Annotated in this window: 21 protein-coding genes; all 21 read left to right on the top strand. The window is 72.4% G+C overall.

What is annotated here, in order from left to right; translation table 11 throughout:
- Positions 1 to 47: 47 nt before the first annotated feature.
- Positions 48 to 1,370, top strand: a complete 1,323-nt coding sequence (locus H3H34_RS07980; protein ID WP_194744722.1) for a DNA-packaging protein — start codon at positions 48 to 50, stop codon at positions 1,368 to 1,370.
- A 77-nt stretch (positions 1,371 to 1,447) separates the two neighbouring features.
- Positions 1,448 to 1,642 carry a hypothetical protein gene (locus tag H3H34_RS07975; protein ID WP_194744721.1) on the top strand — a complete coding sequence of 65 codons (195 nt, stop codon included), beginning with the start codon at positions 1,448 to 1,450 and terminating at the stop codon, positions 1,640 to 1,642.
- Complete coding sequence (locus H3H34_RS07970) at positions 1,642 to 2,799, top strand: phage portal protein (RefSeq protein ID WP_194744720.1); 1,158 nt, start codon at positions 1,642 to 1,644, stop codon at positions 2,797 to 2,799. The genes H3H34_RS07975 and H3H34_RS07970 overlap by 1 nt, the downstream gene beginning before the upstream one ends.
- Positions 2,796 to 3,209: an HK97 family phage prohead protease gene (locus H3H34_RS07965; RefSeq protein ID WP_194744719.1), complete on the top strand. Its 414-nt coding sequence runs from the start codon at positions 2,796 to 2,798 to the stop codon at positions 3,207 to 3,209. The genes H3H34_RS07970 and H3H34_RS07965 overlap by 4 nt, the downstream gene beginning before the upstream one ends.
- Positions 3,210 to 3,275: 66 nt before the next feature.
- The gene (locus H3H34_RS07960) at positions 3,276 to 4,433 is read left to right on the top strand and encodes a phage major capsid protein (protein ID WP_194744718.1); all 1,158 of its coding nucleotides are present in this window, start codon (positions 3,276 to 3,278) and stop codon (positions 4,431 to 4,433) included.
- Between the two features lie 72 nt (positions 4,434 to 4,505).
- Positions 4,506 to 7,310: a hypothetical protein gene (locus H3H34_RS07955; RefSeq protein ID WP_194744717.1), complete on the top strand. Its 2,805-nt coding sequence runs from the start codon at positions 4,506 to 4,508 to the stop codon at positions 7,308 to 7,310.
- 39 nt (positions 7,311 to 7,349) lie between these two features.
- Positions 7,350 to 7,718, top strand: coding sequence for a hypothetical protein (locus tag H3H34_RS07950; RefSeq protein ID WP_194744716.1), 369 nt, complete (start codon positions 7,350 to 7,352; stop codon positions 7,716 to 7,718).
- Positions 7,719 to 7,755: 37 nt separating this feature from the next.
- Positions 7,756 to 8,031 carry a phage fiber-tail adaptor protein gene (locus H3H34_RS07945; RefSeq protein ID WP_194744715.1) on the top strand — a complete coding sequence of 92 codons (276 nt, stop codon included), beginning with the start codon at positions 7,756 to 7,758 and terminating at the stop codon, positions 8,029 to 8,031.
- Complete coding sequence (locus tag H3H34_RS07940) at positions 8,031 to 8,564, top strand: head-tail connector protein (protein ID WP_194744714.1); 534 nt, start codon at positions 8,031 to 8,033, stop codon at positions 8,562 to 8,564. Before H3H34_RS07945 ends, H3H34_RS07940 begins: the two co-directional genes overlap by 1 nt.
- 10 nt (positions 8,565 to 8,574) lie before the next feature.
- A complete protein-coding gene (locus H3H34_RS07935) occupies positions 8,575 to 8,910 on the top strand; it encodes a head-tail adaptor protein (RefSeq protein ID WP_194744713.1) in 336 nt (111 codons plus the stop codon).
- Positions 8,911 to 8,937: 27 nt separating this feature from the next.
- The gene (locus tag H3H34_RS07930) at positions 8,938 to 9,333 is read left to right on the top strand and encodes a DUF3168 domain-containing protein (protein ID WP_194744712.1); all 396 of its coding nucleotides are present in this window, start codon (positions 8,938 to 8,940) and stop codon (positions 9,331 to 9,333) included.
- A 4-nt stretch (positions 9,334 to 9,337) separates the two neighbouring features.
- Positions 9,338 to 9,745 carry a phage tail tube protein gene (locus H3H34_RS07925; RefSeq protein ID WP_194744711.1) on the top strand — a complete coding sequence of 136 codons (408 nt, stop codon included), beginning with the start codon at positions 9,338 to 9,340 and terminating at the stop codon, positions 9,743 to 9,745.
- On the top strand, positions 9,742 to 10,056 hold the full coding sequence (locus tag H3H34_RS07920; protein WP_194744710.1) for a GTA-gp10 family protein: 315 nt from the start codon (positions 9,742 to 9,744) through the stop codon (positions 10,054 to 10,056). Before H3H34_RS07925 ends, H3H34_RS07920 begins: the two co-directional genes overlap by 4 nt.
- On the top strand, positions 10,053 to 10,247 hold the full coding sequence (locus tag H3H34_RS07915) for a phage tail assembly chaperone (protein ID WP_194744709.1): 195 nt from the start codon (positions 10,053 to 10,055) through the stop codon (positions 10,245 to 10,247). Before H3H34_RS07920 ends, H3H34_RS07915 begins: the two co-directional genes overlap by 4 nt.
- Complete coding sequence (locus tag H3H34_RS07910; RefSeq protein WP_194744708.1) at positions 10,240 to 10,797, top strand: tail tape measure protein; 558 nt, start codon at positions 10,240 to 10,242, stop codon at positions 10,795 to 10,797. The genes H3H34_RS07915 and H3H34_RS07910 overlap by 8 nt, the downstream gene beginning before the upstream one ends.
- 4 nt (positions 10,798 to 10,801) lie before the next feature.
- The gene (locus tag H3H34_RS07905) at positions 10,802 to 13,147 is read left to right on the top strand and encodes a DUF2460 domain-containing protein (RefSeq protein WP_194744707.1); all 2,346 of its coding nucleotides are present in this window, start codon (positions 10,802 to 10,804) and stop codon (positions 13,145 to 13,147) included.
- Positions 13,144 to 13,974, top strand: coding sequence for a DUF2163 domain-containing protein (locus tag H3H34_RS07900; RefSeq protein ID WP_194744706.1), 831 nt, complete (start codon positions 13,144 to 13,146; stop codon positions 13,972 to 13,974). Before H3H34_RS07905 ends, H3H34_RS07900 begins: the two co-directional genes overlap by 4 nt.
- Positions 13,975 to 14,074: 100 nt before the next feature.
- Positions 14,075 to 14,380 (top strand): Ntn hydrolase family protein, encoded by a 306-nt coding sequence (locus H3H34_RS07895; RefSeq protein WP_328831581.1) that lies wholly within the window; start codon positions 14,075 to 14,077, stop codon positions 14,378 to 14,380.
- Positions 14,381 to 16,546: a GTA baseplate fiber-binding domain-containing protein gene (locus tag H3H34_RS07890; protein WP_194744704.1), complete on the top strand. Its 2,166-nt coding sequence runs from the start codon at positions 14,381 to 14,383 to the stop codon at positions 16,544 to 16,546.
- Positions 16,547 to 16,591: 45 nt separating this feature from the next.
- Entirely contained in the window at positions 16,592 to 17,056 is a 465-nt protein-coding gene (locus H3H34_RS07885; protein WP_194744703.1) for a DUF2793 domain-containing protein, read from the top strand.
- 139 nt (positions 17,057 to 17,195) lie between these two features.
- Complete coding sequence (locus H3H34_RS07880; protein WP_194744702.1) at positions 17,196 to 18,368, top strand: OmpA family protein; 1,173 nt, start codon at positions 17,196 to 17,198, stop codon at positions 18,366 to 18,368.
- Positions 18,369 to 18,529 lie beyond the last annotated feature (161 nt).

Here is an 18,529-nt window from a genome sequence, read left to right as displayed (position 1 = left end):
GGCAGGGCGCGACCGGGGAGGTGACCCGCGAAGGACTGTCGGTGAAGATGACCGAGCTGCCGGCGCCGTCGCTCTCGCTCATCGAGCGGCTGGCGCTCCTCCCGCCCGAGGCGCGCGCGGCCTGTCTCGCCGGCGTGCCGCTTAAGGACCAGTGGCGTCTCCTGAACGACTGGCGGTTCCGGGCGCGGCCCGCGCAGCTGGCCCCCGAAGGCGACTGGGCGATCTGGCTCATCCTCGCAGGGCGCGGCTTCGGCAAGACCCGCGCAGGCGCCGAGTGGGTGAACCGGACCGCGCTCATGACCCCGGGCTGCCGGATCGCCCTCGTTGGCGCCACGCTTCATGACGCCGAGACGGTGATGGTGCGCGGCGAATCGGGCATCCTTGCGACCGCGCCCCCGGAGAACCGGCCGCTCTTCCTGCGCTCGAAGCGCGAGCTCCACTGGCCGAGCGGGGCAGTGGCGACCCTCTTCTCGGCTGGCGAGCCCGATGCGCTGAGGGGCCCGCAGTTCCATGCCGCCTGGTGCGACGAGATCGCCGCCTGGAACCGGCCGCGGCCGGCCTGGGACAACCTGCGGATGTGCCTGCGGCTCGGCGCGCGGCCGCAGGTGGTGGTGACGACGACGCCGCGGCCGACCGCCTTCCTGCGCGCGCTGACGAAGATGGACGGCGTGGTCATGACCCGCGGGTCCACCTTCGACAACCGGCTGAACCTGCCGGCCTCGTTCCTCGCCGACATGGAGGCAGGCTACGGCGGCACCGCGCTCGGCCGGCAGGAGCTCTCGGGCGAGATCCTCGAGCGGATCGAGGGCGCGCTGTGGAGCCGGGATGGCCTCGAACGCTGCCGGATGGCGCCCGAGGGGCCGCTCGACCGCGTGGTGGTGGGCGTGGACCCGCCGGCCGGGCCGGGGACCTGCGGGATCGTGGTGGCGGGACGGGATTCGGCCGGCAAGGCCTATGTGCTCACGGACGCGAGCCTGCCCGATGCCTCGCCCGACGCCTGGGCAAGCGCCGTGGTGCGCGCCCACGCCGAGCATGGCGCGGACTGCATCGTCGTCGAGGTGAACCAGGGCGGGCGGATGATCGAGTCGGTGCTCGAAGCCCATGGCCACCCGCGGCTGCCGCTGAAGCCGGTCAGGGCCAGCATCGGCAAGGTGGCCCGCGCCGAGCCGGTGGCCACGCTCTACGCGCGCGGCCTCGTCGCCCATGCGCGGCCCTTCCCCGAACTCGAGGACCAGCTGTGCGGCCTCATCCAGGGCGGAGCCTACCGGGGCCCGGGAAGCTCGCCCGACCGGGCCGACGCGCTGGTCTGGGCACTGACCGAACTCATGCTGGCGCCGCGCCCGCCGGCGCCGACGCTGCGCAGCATCTGAGCGCCGCCCGCGGCAGCGACAGCGCGCGCGGCCCGACCTCCCGGCGCCGGCGGGCGCCAGACGAAGAGGACCATGACATGGACAGACTGCTGACGTGGCTGGCGATGCGGGCCCGCGAAGGCTCGACCTGGGTAGGCCTGGCGATGATCGCGGTGGCGGTGGGCAGCGACCCGATGAAGGCGATGCACCTTGCCCAGGCGATCTCGTTCATCGTCGGCGGCGGACTGATCGCGGTGGGCCCGACGCCGGCGCCGCCGACGGAGCGCCGCTGATGCGCTGGCCGGTCTTCCAGCGCAAGGACATGGCCTTCCCGCGGCCGGCGGCCGCCGGCCTGCGGGCGGGCGCGACCGAGCTTCCGGCGAGCTACGAGGCCCGGGTGGAGGAAGCCTATGGCCGCAACGCCATCGCCCAGCGGGCGGTGCGGCTGGTGGCCGAGGCCGCCGGCCACGCGCCCCTCGTGGTGGCAGGCGCGGACCACCCCGCCCTCGCGCTGCTCTCGGGCATGCTGCGCGAGACGATCGCGACCCACCTGCTGCTCCATGGCAACGCCTACGTGGTGTTCGGGCTCGATGCCGCCGGGCGGCCCGCCGAAGCCTGGCCCCTGCGGCCCGAGCGGGTGCAGATCGAGCTCGACGCGGACGGCTGGCCCCGCGCCTATCTCCACAAGGCGGGCGGGCGGGCGCAGCGCTTTCCGGCCGACTGGGATGGGGAGCGCCCGCCGCTCCTCCACCTGCGGATGGTGAACCCGCTCGACGACCATCTCGGCCTTGGCTGCCTCGGTGCCGCGGCGGATGCGGTTGCGCTCCTCAATGCCGCGGCGCGGTGGAACCGCTCGCTCATCGCCAACGCGGCGAGGCCCTCGGGCGCGCTCGTCCACGAGACGAAGGACGGCACCCCGCTTTCCGCCGAGCAGTTCGAGCGGCTGCGCGAGGAAGTGGAGGGGGCCTTCCAGGGCGCGGTCAACGCCGGGCGGCCGATGCTGCTCGAGGGCGGGCTCAGGTGGCAGCCGATCGCGCTGACCCCGGCCGAGCTCGACTTCGGCCGGGCACGGGAGGCGGCCGCGCGCGAGGTGGCGCTCGCCTTCGGCGTGCCGCCGATGCTCCTCGGACTTCCGGGCGATGCGACCTACGCCAACTATGCCCAGGCCAATGTGGCGCTGTGGCGGCTGACGGTGCTGCCGCTTCTCGGCCGGATCACCGACGGCTTCTCGCGCCAGCTTTCGCGCTGGTGGCCGGGCCTCAGGATCGAGCCGGACCTCGACGCCATTCCGGCGCTCTGGGCCGACCGCGAAGCGCTGTGGCGGCACGTGGCGGCCGCCGACTTCCTGAGCGTGGACGAGAAGCGCGAGCTCCTTGGCTGGGGCCGGCGCGGGCGGACGGGCGAGGCGCCGGGCGGCGCGGACGCGGCGGTTGCGGGAGACGCGGCATGAGCGGCGCAAGCGTCAGGGTGCGCGGCTACGTGAGCCGCTTCGACACCCCGGACCGCTCGGGCGACGTGGTGCGCCGCGGCGCCTTTGCCGGCAACCGCGCCGACGTGCCGCTGCTCTGGCAGCACGACGTGGAGCGGCCGATCGGCCGGGTGGTCTCGCTCGTCGAGGATGCGCATGGCCTGCGGATGGAGGCGCTGGTCAGTGCCGACTGCCGCGACGGGCGCGACGCGCTGGCGCTCATGCGGGCGCGGGCGGTCGACGGCCTCTCGTTCGGCTACCGGGTGAAGACGGCGCGCCCCGTTCCCGGCGGCGGCCGGGAGCTTCTGAAGCTCGAGCTTCTCGAATGTTCGGTGGTGACCCTGCCGATGCACGAGCGCGCGCGCGTGACGGCGATCGTGGCCGACGCGTGACCGCCTTGAGGGATTGGCCGGTGGCCCGGTCCCCCTGTTCCTGACTGCAAGCGTGGAGAGCAGACGATGACCTACGAGACCAAGGCCGACGCCCTCGCGGCGCCGGCGGCGCCGGCGTTCGTGGCAAGCGAGATCGACCCGGCCGAGATCGCGACGATGAAGGAGACGGTGGCGGCGGTGAAGTCGGAACTGGCGGCGCTGAGCCGCCAGCTGGTGGAGCGCGCCCGGCCTGCGCTGGGTGGCACGCGCGCCGACCCCGAGCGGGCGGCCTTTGCCGACGGCTATCTCCGGAAGGGCCTCGACGGCGGCTTCGAGGTGAAGCGCTTCCAGGGCAATGTGCCGGGCGACGGCGGCGTGGCGGTGCCGCGCGAGATCGACCAGATGATCGAATCGACGCTCCGGTCCATCTCGCCGATCCGCTCGGTGGCGAACGTGGTGAAGGTGGGCAGCGCGAGCTACCGCCGGCTCATCACGACCGGAGGCTTTGCGAGCGGCTGGGTGAGCGAGTCGGCCGGCCGGCCCGAGACCAACACGCCGACCTTCCAGGAAGTGGCCATCCCGATGGGCGAGCTCTACGCCAACCCGGCGGCGACCCAGGCGATCCTCGATGACGCGATGTTCGACGTGGAGGCCTGGCTTGCGAACGAGATCGCGCTCGACTTCGCCCGGGCCGAGGGGACGGCGTTCGTGACGGGGACGGGCACCGACCAGCCGCGCGGCTTCCTGACCTACCCGGTCGCGACGACCCCCGACGCGACGCGGCCGTTCGGGACGGTGCAGGTGGTGCCCTCGGGTGCAGCTGGCGCCTTCCCGGCCGCCAACCCCTCGGACCGGCTGATCGACCTCGTCCATGCGCTGCGCGCGCCCTACCGGCAGGGGGCGGTGTGGGTGATGAACGCGAACACCCTCTCCGTCATTCGCAAGTTCAAGGACTCGACCGGCCAGTTCATCTGGCAGCCGGCGCTGGCCGCCGACCAGCCGGCCACCCTCCTCGGCTACCCGGTGATCGAGGCGGATGCGATGCCCGACATCGCCGCCAACTCGCTCTCGATTGCCTTCGGCCAGTTCCGGACGGCCTACACGATCGCCGAGCGGGCGGAGACGACCGTGCTGCGCGACCCCTTCTCGAACAAGCCGTTCGTGCACTTCTACGCGACCCGGCGCGTGGGCGGGGCGCTCGTCAACAGCGAGGCGATCAAGCTGATGCGCTTCTCGGCCAGCTGATGCTTCGGCCCCGGGGCCGCCGCGGCGCGGCGGCCCCCCTTCGTTTCGAACCCCTTCGCCCAGGATCGCTTCATGGGACTTGTCACCGCCTGCGCCGTGGAAGCCGACGGCTGGACACTTGCCGTGAACTGCGCGGTGGGCGCGCCTTCGCTCGAGGCCGACTTCGCGCTCTTCCCCGGCCCCAACGCGGTGGACCAGACCGAAGCAACGGCCCGCGTGGTGGCGACCGTCTCGGGCCCTGGCCATGGGCGCGGCCCCGGCGGCGCGGCAGTGCCGGGCGTGCGCACGCGCGAGGTGGTGGCCCATTCGCTGCGCTACGCCCCCTACCCCGACTTCCCCGGCACGCCCGTGCCCTCGGGCTTCTCGGGCGAGGCGTTCAAGCCCAACAACCGGCCGCTTGGCGAGCAGGATCTCGGCGGAGGCATCCGCCAAATCCGCCTGATGCTGCACAAGCCGGTTGCGCCGGGCGAGACGGTCTCGGTGCGCTTTCGCGCCGGCTGGCGGACCGGGGCAGCAAGCGACCAGGTGGTGGCGGCGACCAACGGCTCGACGACGCCGCTCGAGCTGCCCTCGGCGCGCTGGGCAACCGTGCCCTACGAGGCCATCCGCGGCACGCCGGCCGCGCCAGCCAACGCCGTGCAGGTGGACCTGGTTGCCGCGCATGGCCTGCCCGAAGGCAAGGCGGGGCTGGCGGCGGTCAGGATCATCGCGACCGACGGGACCCGGCGGAGCGTGCCAACGTGGCTCGCGATCGGCACCTCCACCCGCTACGGCGACTCCGTCCGCCTGTGGACCGGGCAGGTGAGCCTGGAGGTGGAGGGCGAGCCCGGCACCTACCTCGGCGACGGACTGATCGCGCTTCACTGGACGCTTTTCCCCTGGTTCGGGCCGGTGCGCCATTCCTCGGGCGCCCTCGACCCGGCGACTGCGGCGCCTTCCGCGCTGCATCCGGGCGCGTCTGCCCCGAGTGCAGGTGCAAATGCCGAAGCGGAGCGGCCGCTCCTCCTCGCCTATGACCGGACGGGCACCCGCTACGGCTACACGACGCAGGCCAACCCCGGCGGCGGCACCAACCCGCTGGGGCACGCGCCCTCGACCTACTACCGCTACGTGTGCGTGGTGGTGGACCCCGCCGGCACGCGGACGAGCAACGTGACGAGCCGCAACGAGGCCGAGCGGTTTGCCGGGCTGGGCAACACGCCGGAGGAGGCGCGGGCCAGCGCGCTCGCGCTTCCCGTGGCCGACCGCTGCGCGAACCAGGCAGTGGCCGGCTCGGTCGTGCGCTGGCTCTCCCGCACGCTTCCGGCCGCGAACGGGGTTGCCGCAAGCGCCAATGCCATGGACGGCGCCGAGATCTTCTTCGTGGCCGGGACCCACGACTGGAGCACGGCCACCGCCGTTTCGGGGACCTCGAACGAGACCTGGATCACCTGGCAGGGTGCCGCCGGTGCAGTGATCCGCGGGGCGACGTCTGGCACCCACAACTACGGCGGGCATGCGCGGCTGCGCACGCGCAACCTCGAGTTCCGGATGCGGAACGTCGGATTTCCGACCGCTGCCGGCCGCTACCACTGGTTCGACGCAGGCACGCTCATCCGCGACGACAACCCGGCAACGCCGCTTTCGACCTTCGGGGTGAACCCGACGACCGGAAGCGACATGCCGAACTGGGCGACCGCGATGACCATGGACCTGGTCTCGGCCGGGTTCACCCAGCTGAGCTGCGCAACGATGGTGGCGCGCTCGTGCGTGGCCCGCCAGAGCTTCGCCTCGCCGGTCGTCATCGGCTGCGCGAAGGCGCTGCCTGCCTCGACCCAGACGCCGCTCTTCGCGCCGGCGCTCCATGGAACCGCGAGCCCACGCTGCCGCGAGGACGTGCACTGGTGGTTCAACGACCTCCGGCACGTGCACGCGGCGACCTGGGCGTTCCAGACGCCGACCTACACGGACACGGACGGGCGCCTGAAGAGCGTGCGCCTCAACGTGGTGGGCAACCTGTTCGAGAAGTCCGGCGGTGCCGATGGCCCTGCCTACCAGCAGGGCGAGCTCAACGCCACCGAGTTCGACATGCGGGGCGCGATCATCGAGCACAACACGTTCATCGGCGACCGCGCCAACCACATGTACAACCAGCCCGGCTGGACGACGCTCGAGAATGCGCTGACGCGCTACAACAGCTACGCCGGGTGCCGGATCGCCAACAACTACTATGACCGGATCGTCTCGAAGCACGGCGAGTTCTTCACCGGCTCGCTGGCCAGCGCGCGAGGACCTGGAGCCCACGGCTACCGCGGGCACCTCGTGCAGGGCTGGCAGGTGTTCTTCGGGCACCTGAACGAGGGGAACGTCGACGGCTGGCGGATCGTCCTCGGCTCACTGAACGGCGCGACCATCGAGAACCGCGGCCTGCGCTGCATCGTGTCGCCGGTGGAGGCGGTGTCGTCGGTGCCGCCGGGCAACGTCGCATGGCCGCGGTTTTCGGCGCCGGCCGGGGTGGCCGATGGCGGCGCCGGCAACGGCGACTACCGGCCGCTTGCCGGAAGCCCGCTCCTCGGCCGTGCAACGACCGCCCAGGTGGATGCCGACCGCGCCGGCACGCTCAGGACCGGCGCGACATGGACGGCGGGCGCGATCGAGGCCGAGCCCATGGGGCCGCCGGAGGCCACGCTCGGGACCGGTTCGGGACGGCATGCGCACCGGGCGACGACCCCGGCGCTCGGCGTGGCCTTCGCAGCCGCGGCGACGTCGGCGCGCCACGCGCTGGCAAGCCTCGCGGCGTTTCTGGGTTTCGCACCCGGGTCAGGAGGCGGCACGCGTGGCATGCGGGTGACAAGGGTGCCGCGCGACCTGCGCACCGCGCGCCCCGAGCGGGATTGACGGGCCTGCTGCCGGGGCCCCGCGAAGAGGAGACGGACGATGGCGAAGTGGGTCTCTCCCACGGTTCTCGATGCTGCACTTCAGGCGGTGGCGGCCGCCGACCGGATGGTGGCGCTGGCCGCCCAGCCCGCGACCTTCGCCGAGGCGATGGCGGGCCGGCTGGCCGAGGCGCCGATGGCGCCGGCGGATTTCGCCCTTGGCGCTGGCGACGTCTCGGGCCGGAAGGTGACGGTGGCCGCGAAGTCGGGCCTGCCCGTGCTGGCGGGCGGGACGGCGAACCATGTCGCGCTCCTCGACACGGCAGCCTCACGGCTCCTCTACGTGACCACCTGCCCCGACCAGGCGGTCGCGCCGGGGGGAACGGTGACGATCGCCGGCTGGGCGATCGAGATCGCCGACCCGGTGTGAGCGGGCGACGGCCCCCTGGCGGACGGAGGAGCGGACGATGTTTCTGAAGGACCCCGATGCACGCCTCGACTACCGCTTCGACTGGTCGGACTGGACCGAGGGCGGGGTGGCGCTCGCGGCAAGCGAATGGGCGGTGGAGCCGGCGGTGGCCGGCGGCCTCGTGGCCGAGAGCCCGGCGATCGAAGGGACGGCGACGCTGGTGTGGCTGACCGGCGGCGCGCCCGGCCAGGTCTATGCCGTCCGCAACCGGGTGACCTTCTCGGATGGCGCGATCGACGAGCGCTCGATCGTGGTGAGGGTGGAGAACCGCTGATGCTGACGATGGAGGCAGCGCCGCCGGTGGCGCCGCTGGGCGAGGCCAAGGCCTATCTCCGGATCGAGACGGATGCCGAGGATGCGGTGCTTGCCGGCCTGATGCGGGCGGCAACCGGCCTTGTGGAGGCATGGCTCGGGCGGCTCCTGGTGGCGCGCGCCGTCGAGGAGCGGTTCGCATCTGCCGGCGCCGAGGTGCGGCTGTCGGCCGGGCCGGTCATCGCGCTCCTCGAGCTCTTCGCGACCGATGCGACGGGTGGGGAGGTGGCGGTGGAGCCCGGGGACTGGCGACTCGCCCTGGGGCCTGCCGGTGACGGCACGGTGAGGCTGCTGCGCGGCCCCGGGCGGCTGCGGCGGGCGCGCTACCGGGCGGGGATGGCCGAGGACTGGAACGGGCTTCCCGATCCCCTGCGGCTCGCGGTGCTGCGGACCGTCGGTCACCTGCACGCCCACCGGGACGGGAGCGCGGAGGCCGGCCTGCCCGCGAGCGTCTGCCAGATGCTGGCGCCGTGGCGCCGGCTGCGGCTTTCGTGAGGAGGGGAGGATGACTGCGGAGATTGCCGGGCGGCTGAAGCAGCGGGTGCGGCTGGAGCGGGCCGTCCATGCGCCCGATGGCGCCGGGGGCTCGCACGAGCAGTGGCGCACGGTGGGCGAGCACTGGGCCGAGATGCGGCCGGTGGATGCGCTCAACCTCTCCACCCTGGTGGCGGAGACGCGGGTGCCGTTCCGGCGGTGGCGCATCATGCTGCGCAGCAGTGCGGAAGTGGCGCTCGGGATGCGCCTCAGGTGGCGCGACCTCGATCTCCGGGTGACGGGGATCGACCGCGACCCGGCCGCGCCGGACCGGCTGATGGTGGTGGCCGAGGAGTTCGGGGGCTGAGCGCCCCCATGCTTGCGGAGAGACGGGATGGACGCGAGCCTCAGGCTCCAGCGGCTGCTGGTGGCAGCCCTCGAGGCCCATCCGCCGCTGCGCGCGGCGGGAGTGGCGGTGCATGACGGGCCGCCGGCCGACGCGCGGCCCCCCTTCATCGGCCTCGGGCCGGACAGCATGCAGCCCTGGGCCTGGAAGGACGGCGGCGGCCACGAGCACCGGCTGACCGTTTCGGTCTGGATCGGCCGGGACGGCATGGCGGGCGCCAAGGCGCTGATGGGCGAGATCGAGGCGGCGGTCCTCGGGATGCCGCGGGCGGGGGAGGGCCTCAGGATCGTGGCCCTGCGGCTGCTGCGGTCTCTGGTGAAGCGCAACCCGCGCAGCTGGACCGAGGGGCGCCTCGAGTTCCTTGCGCGCACGATCAGGGAGTGATGTCATGGCGGTCGAGAGTGGCGCGGCCTTTCTTCTGAAGCTTTCCGACGGCGGCGAGCCGGAGCAGTTCCGGACCGTGGCCGGGCTCAGGACCACCCAGCTCAGCATCAGCGCGCAGCAGGTGGTGGTGACCAACAAGGGCTCGAACGGCTGGCGCGAGCTCCTGGGCGGGGCCGGAGTGCGCGCGGTCTCCATCTCGGGAGCCGGGGTGTTCACCGGCTCGGCGGCGGAGCTGCAGCTGAAGAGCCGGGCGCTCTCGGGCGCGCTCGACCGGTTCGAGGTGAGCTTCGAAGGCGGGGAGCGGCTGCGCGGGACCTTCCAGGTGGTGCGCCTCGACTATGCCGGCGACTTCAACGGCGAGCGGAGCTACACGGTTTCGCTCGAGAGCTCGGGCCCGGTGGAGGCGCTGTGAACGCCGCTTCCGCGAACCCGCTCCGGGGCGAGGTGGAGCTGGCGCTCGCCTCGGGAGCGGTGCGCCTGCGGCCGAGCTTCGCGGCGCTGGTGGCGGCCGAGCAGGAGCTCGGGAGCCTGCCGGCCCTCCTCGAGCGGGTGGCGGGTGGCGACGTGCGGCTGGCCGATGCGGCGGCGCTCCTGTGGCATTGCCGCACGGGCGACGCCTTTGGCGAGCGCGCCGCCTTCGAGGCGGCGCTCGCCGAGGCCGGGCTCCGGCGGGTGCTCTCGGCCTATCGTGCGCTCCTTGCCGCCGTGTTCGGCGGGGCATGACGCGGTTTTCGGAGTTCGCGCTGGCAGCAGCGCGGCTGGCCACCGGGCGGCTTGGCTGGACTCCGGACCAGTTCTGGGCGGCGACCGTCTGCGACCTGGTGCTGGCGTTGGAGGGTCGGTTCGGCGGCCAGATCCCGGCGGCGGTGCGCGCGGATCTGGAGCGGCTGATGCGGGAGTTTCCCGATGGATGACGGGTTCGACTCGATGGCGGTGGCCGTGAGGGCGGACATGGACGCCTTCCGGCGCGACGTGCTCGAGATGCGGCAGACGCTCGAGACCGGGCTTGGCGCGGGAGCGGAGGCTGCCGGACGCGGAATCGAGGCGGCGCTGGCGCGCGCGGCGCGCGGCGGGCGGATGGAGTTCGAGGATCTGGCGAAGGTGGCGGCGCGCGCCCTCGGCGAGATCGCCGCGGCCGCGCTCAGGATCGAGTTCGGCGGCGGCGGGCTTTCCGGGATGCTCGCCGGGCTTGCGGGAGCCGGCCTGCCTGGCCGGGCGACGGGCGGACCCGTCAGCCCCGGGCGGGCCTATCTCGTGGGCGAGGCGGGGCCGGAACTCTTCGTGCCGACCGCGAGTGGGCGGATCGAAGCCGCGGGCGCGCGCGCGGCGACGGTCGTCAATCTCTCCGTGCAGGTGCAGGGGGGTGCGGCCGGGGCGGGCGCGCGGCAGCCGCAGTTCCTCGCCGAGACGGGGCGGCAGGTGGCGCGCGCCGTACGCCAGGCGCTCGTTCAGGCGGAGCGCTGAGCCCATGCCCTTCCGTCTTGCGAAACGGTCCGACCCGGTAAGGGAGGACGTGGTGCGGCGCTTCGCGCCGCGGCTGTGGACCGTCGACTTCCCGCGGCCGATGATGGCGGCGCTGACCAACCCCGAGCCCCGGACCATCCGCGTCGACCTCGCGTTCCTCGCCCGGCGGGATCTCGCCGGGCTCATCTGGGAGTCGGAGGACCGCTGGTCGCACCCGCTGTGCGCCTATCGCACGATGAAGGACTATGCGGGCGTGACGCTCGCGTTCGACTGGGTGGCAGGCCCGGGCCTCAGGGCGCTCGACGCCGTCAACGGCCCGACGCTGACCATCGAGGGGCGTGATGCCGGGGGCCAGCCGCGGACCTGGTACGTGCGGCTGTGGAACTATGCGGAAGGCAGCCCGGCGAACGCCCGGATCCGGCTGCCCTTCTCGGCGCTCGACGCCGGGTTTCTGCTGCCGGCCGAGGCGCAGCGGGTCCACCCGAACGACATCGACCGCATGTTCATCTCGCTGATGCCCGAGGGGCACGCGGACGCGGACGGGCCGCTCCCGGCGCCCGTCGAGACCTGGGTCGAGCTCAGGGACGTGACGGTGACGGGCGGGAACGCAGCGCTGGTCGTGAACGACGCCTTCCTGCCGGAGCACCGGCTGCGGATCGCGAGCGGCTTCGACGACAGCTACAATCAGGCGCCCGAGCGGATCGTCGACCAGTGGCTGGCGCTGGGCTACCGCGGCGTGGTGACCCACTATGTGGGGATGAGCCACTACCCGGCCCTCGTCTTCGATGGCGAGCGCTACGTGGCCGACCCCTCGCGGGAGATGAACGCGCCCACCCGCGCCTGGCACCAGGCGTTCGCGGCGGCGCTTGCAGCGTACGGATATGACCTCATCGTCTCGCTCTCCTACGAGCTGTTCGATGCCTATGCGCCGGCGGCCTGGGTGCAGCGGAAGGGGAACGGCGAGCGCGGGCTGACCGGTTGGGACCCGCCGTCGGCGCTGCTCTCGCCGACCAACGTCGACGCGATGGCGTGGCTCGGCCGGGTCGCTCGGGCCTTCATCGCCATCTCGCGCGAGAATGGCCTCCGGCCCTGGTTCCAGGTGGGCGAGCCCTGGTGGTGGGTGGGCCCCGACCACCGGCCCTGCTTCTACGACGCGGCAACGGTTGCCGCGCACGTGGCGGAAAGGGGGAGCGCGCCGCCTGTCATCCATGACATTCGCGGCGAGCGCTCGGCAGCGGAGATCGCCTTCCTCGACTGGCTCGGCGGCAAGCTCGCGGCCTCGACGGCGGCGCTGGTCGCCGCGGCGCGCACCGATGCCGGCCCGGAGTTCCGGAGCTTCCTGCTGTTCTTCTCGCCGCAGGTGCTCGACCCGGCAGCCCCCGAGCTCATCCGCGCCAACATGCCGGCCGGCTGGGCGCGGCCCGCGTTCGACGTGCTCCAGCTCGAGGACTATGACCTCGTGGTTGCGGGCGACCAGCACCTCCGCCGGCGCGGCTGGGCGGAGGTGGCGGGCCGGCTCGGCTACCCCGTGGACGAGATGCACTATTTCGCCGGGTTCGTGCTGAGCGGCGGGGATGCGGCGGCCCAGTGGCCGCGGATCATGGCGGCGGCGGCCGATGCCGAGCGCCGCGGCGTTACCGAGGTGTTCGTGTGGGCCTGGCCCCAGGTCCGCCGGGACGGGCTGCTGTTCCACGGATCGCTCGAGGAGGAAGCGATGCAGGCCTTCCACGACGTGCGGTTCCCGCTTGCGATCGGGCTCGATGCGGTGAGCGGGCCGGAATTCCTGACCGACGTGACCATCCTGCCCTCGGGCCACGAGCGGCGGAACGTGATGTGGGACCAGCCGCTCATGCGCTTCGACGCTGGCCTTGGCGTGCGCTCGGAGGAGGACCTGCGGACGCTCCTGCGCTTCTTTCGCGCGCGGCGCGGCCAGGCGATCGGCTTCCGCTTCGAGGACCCGCTCGACAGCAGCTCGGCGCTCGACGGCGGAGCACCGACCCCGTTCGACCAGCGCCTCGGGGTGGGCGACGGCCTCCAGACCCGTTTTCCGCTCATCAAGGACTATGACCCGGACATCGACGGGGCGGTGCGGCGGATCACCCGGCCAGTGCCGGGGAGCGTTCGCGTGTCGGTTGCAGGCGCCGAACGCCTCTCCGGCTGGACGGTGGCGTCCGGAGGCTTCGTGGTCTTCGACGAGCCGCCGGCGCCGGGAGCCGAGATCCGCTGCGGGTTCCGCTTCGACGTGCCGGTGCGCTTTGCAGTCGACCGGCTGGACGTGTCGCTCACCGGGTTCCGCTCGGGAGCGGTGCCGTCGGTTCCGCTGGTCGAGATCCGCGAGGATCCGCAGTGACGGGCCGCTGGTTTCGCGACGGGGTCGCGACCATCTGTCTGTGCTGCCGGCTGATGCGGCAGGATGGCGTGGCGCTTGGTCTGACCAGTCACGACCGGCGGATCACGGTAGATGGGCTGGTGTTCGAGCCGGCCGCTGGCATGGCGCCTTCGGCCATTTGCTGCTCGGCGAGCTTCGAGGCCGACAGCATGGCGGTGGAGGGCTTTCTCGACTCCGCCCGCATCACGGAAGCGGATCTGCGCGCCGGACGATGGAATGGTGCGACCTTCGAGCTGTTTGCCTGCGACTGGCAGCGGCCGGAGGCGGGCGTGCAGATGCTGATGCGGGGACTCATCGGCGATGTGCGGCGGCTGGGGCTGGACGGGGACGGCAGCTTCACCGCGGAGCTGCTCTCGCCGCTCGTCCGCCTCGCGCGTGCGCGCCGCCTTGCGGTCTCGCCGACATGCCGGGCCGAGCTTGGCGACGCGGTGTGCGGGGTGGACATGGCGGGGCGGACGCGCGACGTGCGCGCGGTGGCCGTCGGGGCCGACGTTCTCGAGCCGGTACCGGCGCTCGATTCGCCCGAGCGGTTCCTGCATGGCCGGCTGCGGGTGCTGACGGGCCCTCTTGCCGGGCTCGATGGACGGGTGGCCGCGGTGGAGGGGCCACGCGTCTTCGTTTCGGCTCCGTTCCGCTTGGCCGATGGGGACGCACTGCGCCTCCGGCTGTGGGAGGGGTGCGACAAGACCTTCGCGACCTGCCGGGAGCGGTTCGGCAATGCGGCGGCGTTCGACGGCGAGCCGCACCTCCCGGGCAACGATGCCCTGGTGCGCTACGGTGTCGGCTGAGGGGGGAGGCGCGACAGGGGAGCGGGTGGCGGCAGCCGCGCGGGCGCTTGTTGGAGTACCGTTCCGGCCGCAGGGCCGGGGGCCGGCAGGCGTGGACTGCGTGGGCCTCGTGCTCCTGGCGCTGGAGGCGGCGGGCGTTCGTCTCAATGTGGTCCAGGACTACCCGCTCCGGCCCAATCGGGTGGAGGAGGCGGAACGGCGGCTTGGCCAGCTCGGCCTCCTGAGGGTGGACGGGCGGGATGTCCGCCCTGGCGACATCGTGCTGACCGAGCCCCAAGCCGCGCTCGTGCACTTCGTGGTCGCGACTGGAAACGGTCTCGTCGAGGCGCACGCTGGCCTGCGTCGCGTGGTCGAGCGGCCGTGGCGGCCGGACGAGGCCATCGTGTCGATCTGGAGCGTGGCGTAGATGGGATCCGTTCTTCTCTCGACCGTCGGCACGGCCGTCGGCGGGCCGCTCGCCGGCGCCGTTGCAGCCTCTGCCGGTGCGGCACTCGACTCCGCCCTGTTCGGGCGCGGGCACAGGCAGGCTCCACCCGAGTTTCGGGCGCCGACGTCGGCCTATGGCGACCTGGTGCCCGCGGCCTATGGCAGGGCCCGGCTGTCGGGCGTGCTGGTCTGGGCGACTCCGTTCAGGCGGGCGGTCCGAGCCAAGGGTGGCACCTCGGACCGCACGGCCTACACGGCGTCGTTCGCGGTCGCCCTGTCTTCGCGGCCGATCGAAGCGGTCGGCCGGATCTGGGCCGACGGGCGCCTCATCAGGGACGCAGGCGGGGCTTTCGCGTTCGACGTGACGATGCGCGTGCATCGCGGCACGCCCGGTCAGCCGGTCGACCCGCTGATCGCGGCTGCCGAGGGCATGGATGCCTGCCCGGCCTACCGGCGCCTGGCCTACGTGGTGTTCGAGGACTTTCCGCTGGCGCACTTCGGCAACCGCATTCCAGCACTGAGCTTCGAGGTGGTCGCCGACCCGGAGGGTGTGGCGCCGGCCGCGTGGGTGGAAGAGCAGTTTCGGGAGGCGGGGCTCGCCGACGTGACGTGCGCTGCGGCGGAGCCGCTCGAGGGATACGTCGGCCTCGGCCGGTCGGTGCGCGAGGACGTGGTCGCGCTCGGCGAGGTTCTCGGCATCCGGCCGTCGTCGGCTGCCTCGCCCGTTCGCCTCGCAACCGTCGGTCGCTCCTGGACCGTGCCGCGTGGCGAGCTCGGCGCGAGGGGCGCCGGCTCGGCCGAGGCCAGGGCCGTGGTCTCCTCGGCCAACGCCGATGCACCGGGCGCCTGCATCGTGACCTATCTCGACCCCGACCGGGACTATCAGCTGGGAAGCCAGCGGTACGGGACCGGAGCGTCCGATCGCGCCCTCGAGCTTTCGGCGGCGGTCGTGGCGAATGCAGGGGATGCCCTGGCGGTTGCGAAGCGGCGACTGGCGGACGCGGCTGCGGCGCGCGAACGGCTCGAGATCGCGCTGTCGTGGGATTGGCTCGAGATCGCGCCCAACGACCTCATCGTGCCTGAGGGCGATGGGCGGGCCTGGCGGGTGGTCGAGACCCGGATCGAGCCCGGCGTCGTGCGGCTGCGCTGCGAGGCGGTGCCGGGGGGGCAAGTTGCGGGCCATGCGACCGATCCGGGCCGGGTGCTGCCCGCGCCTGTGGAGCGTTCGGTGCCGACAAGGTTGGCGATGGCCGAACTGCCGGGCGCGATTGCGCCGGGCGGCGGGCCTGCGCTCAACGTGTGTGCGCTCGCGGAAGGGGGATGGGCGGGAGCCGCGATTGGCTGGGCGTTCGGCGGGGACGACGGTTTCCTTCCGCTCGGGACCCTGCGGGCGGGCGTGCCCTACGGCGAGCTTCTCGAGCCCCTGCCCGAGGGACCCGCGGAGATCTGGGACGAAAGCCTGTCCGTCGTGCTTGCCTGCCACAGCGGCGCCGAACTCATGCAGTCGCGCGCGCGGCTGGCCGTGCTCAACGGCGCCAACCTCCTCCGCATCGGTGACGAGGTGATCCAGTACCGGACAGTCCAGTCGGAGGGGGCGGACCGGTTTCGCCTGCGTGGCCTACTGCGCGGCCGGCTGCTAACCCGCGCCGCCGCCCATGCCGTCGGGACCTTCTGGCACGGTCTGCCGCCTGCGGCGCTGCTTGCCCTCCGGCTCGAGCCGGCGTGGACGGGCCGCGAGCTCCTTCTCGAGGCCTCGGGCGCCGGCGATCCGGCGGGCGGGACGCTTGCGACCCATCTGCTGACGGGGGCTGGGAGCGCGCCGCTTGCGCCCTGTCATCTCCGGCTGGCGCCGGAGGAAGGCGGCGGACTTCGCCTGCGCTGGATCGCGCGCGACCGCGGAAACCTCGATTGGGCGGGGCAAGCCTCCCCGGAGGCTCGCGCCTATCGCGTGCGGCTGGACTGGGAGGGGTCCGGACTTCCTCAACCCCTGACCCTGCTTGCGACAGGCGACTCGGTCGCCATACCCGCCCCTGTGGTCGCCGAAATCCGGGCGCGCGGACTTCGCGAAGTCGGCTGCGAGATCGTCGCCGAAGGCGACGGCCCGCTCGCGCTGCGCTCGACCGGCTGGCGCTCGGTCCGCATCTGAACGGACCTGCGCCGCCACCAAAGGTTCATGCTGCGGAGGAGCCCCATGGAAAACAGTGTCCGCTTCGGCCTGCCGCTTCTCGTGGCGGGACAGGGCCAGAAGGACATCACCCACAACGAGGCGATCGTGGCGCTCGACTGCCTGCTCCACGTGGCGGTCGAGTCGAGTGGCCTCCTGCAGCCGCCCGCGTCCGCCCAGGCGGGCTCCGCCTGGATCGTGGGCGCACCCGCCGAGGGCGCCTGGGAGGGACAGGAGGGGCGCATCGCCTGCCTCACGCCTGGCGGATGGCGCTTCTTCGCGCCGGCTGCTGGTGTTGCCGTCTGGAACGTGGAGTTGGGACGAGCCCAGCGGTTCGACGGGACAAGTTGGCGGCTCGAGCCCGTGCCGGCCAGCTCGGTTCCGGCGGCGCCAGCGGTGAGTGGCGGGACCGTGGTTGATGCGGAAGCGCGCGCAGCGGTCTCGGCCATCGTGGCGCGGCTGCGAGACCTCGGCCTGTTCTCGACGACCTGACGGGAGGGCCCGCAGCGAACGCTCTCAACCTGTTGCCCCGCCGTCACAGTTCCTTTCCCGTTGCCGCTTGCCATTGCGCATGACGCTCGGCTAGATGGCCCAGCACTGAACTCGACAGGTGCGTCGGAAGGGGATCAGCATGAACAGGTTTGCCATCGGAGTGGCGCTCGCGACCACGGCGCTGGCCGGGGCTGCGCACGCGCGGGACAAGGCCTGGTACATCGGGCTGGAGGGCGGTGGCATGATCGCCCAGTCCGAGAGCTTTGACCTAACGACCACAGGCGCCTCGCCGCGCACCACCGAGAACGCGCTGCGCAACAAGTATGAGGTGGGCTACGACATTGGGGGCGTCATGGGCTACGACTTCGGCGGCCTGCGTGCCGAGTTCGAAGTCGCCTACAAGGACGCGAACCTTGATGCCGTTACAGTGAACGGCGCCATCCCCGCCATTCGGGGCGGCGGGTGCGGAACAGCTGGCTTGGTTGGCCCATGCACCCGTACGGGCGTGCCGGTCGCGGGCGTCTACGACACCGCCGACGGGAATGCCCGCATCCTCTCGTTCATGATGAACTTCCTGCTGGACTTCGGCGGCAACGACGGGAGTCGCTTCGGCGCCTCCGTCGGCGGCGGTGCGGGTATTGCGCGAACCCAAGCCCACATCTGGCAACTCTCCAAGTTTGGTTCTGCCTTTGCCGACGACAGCGACACGGGCTTCGCGTGGCAGGGCATCGCGGCGATCCGCTATGCCCTCAGCGACAAGGTCGACCTTGGCCTCAAGTATCGCTACTTCAACGTCAACTCGGTCGATCTTCAGACCACGAACGGGCTTGACCTTTCGGGCAAGTTCCGCAGCCACAGCCTGCTTGCGGGTCTCACGTTCAACCTCTTCGAGCCGGAGGCTCCGCCGCCTCCGCCTCCGCCTCCGCCTCCGCCTCCGCCTCCGCCGCCTCCGCCGCCTCCGCCGGCGGTGACGCCGGGGCCCTTCCTGGTCTTCTTCGACTGGGACCGCTACAACATCACCCCCGAGGCCGCGGCCATCCTCGATCGGGCTGTTGAAGCCTACATGCAGACGGGTCAGACTTCGGTGGTCATTGCGGGCCACACCGATACCTCTGGCTCCGCATCGTACAACATGGGTCTCTCCCAGCGTCGTGCCGACGCGGTGAAGGCCTACATGGCGTCCAAGGGCATCCCCGAGAGCCAGATGACGACCCAGGCGTTCGGCGAAGAGCGGCTCCTCGTTCAGACGGCAGACAATGTGCGCGAGCCGCAGAACCGCCGCGCTGAGGTCACCTTCGGCGGCCGGATGTAGCGGCTACGTTCCGGAGCATTGTCGAGAAGGGGCCCGGAGGCATTCCCTCCGGGCCCCTTTCCTTCGGGATGTTTCCCGACGCTGGACGAGCCAGCGCTGTCACGGCGCACTTGACCTTTCCGGCCGACCCGGTCAGCTTCCCCTCTAGTCGCGAGCGCCTC

It is taken from the genome of Thermaurantiacus tibetensis (assembly GCF_015354055.1).
Taxonomy (GTDB): domain Bacteria; phylum Pseudomonadota; class Alphaproteobacteria; order Sphingomonadales; family Sphingomonadaceae; genus Thermaurantiacus; species Thermaurantiacus tibetensis.
The sequence above is the reverse complement of the archived record's forward strand: the minus strand, read 5'-3'. Positions and strand labels throughout refer to the sequence as shown.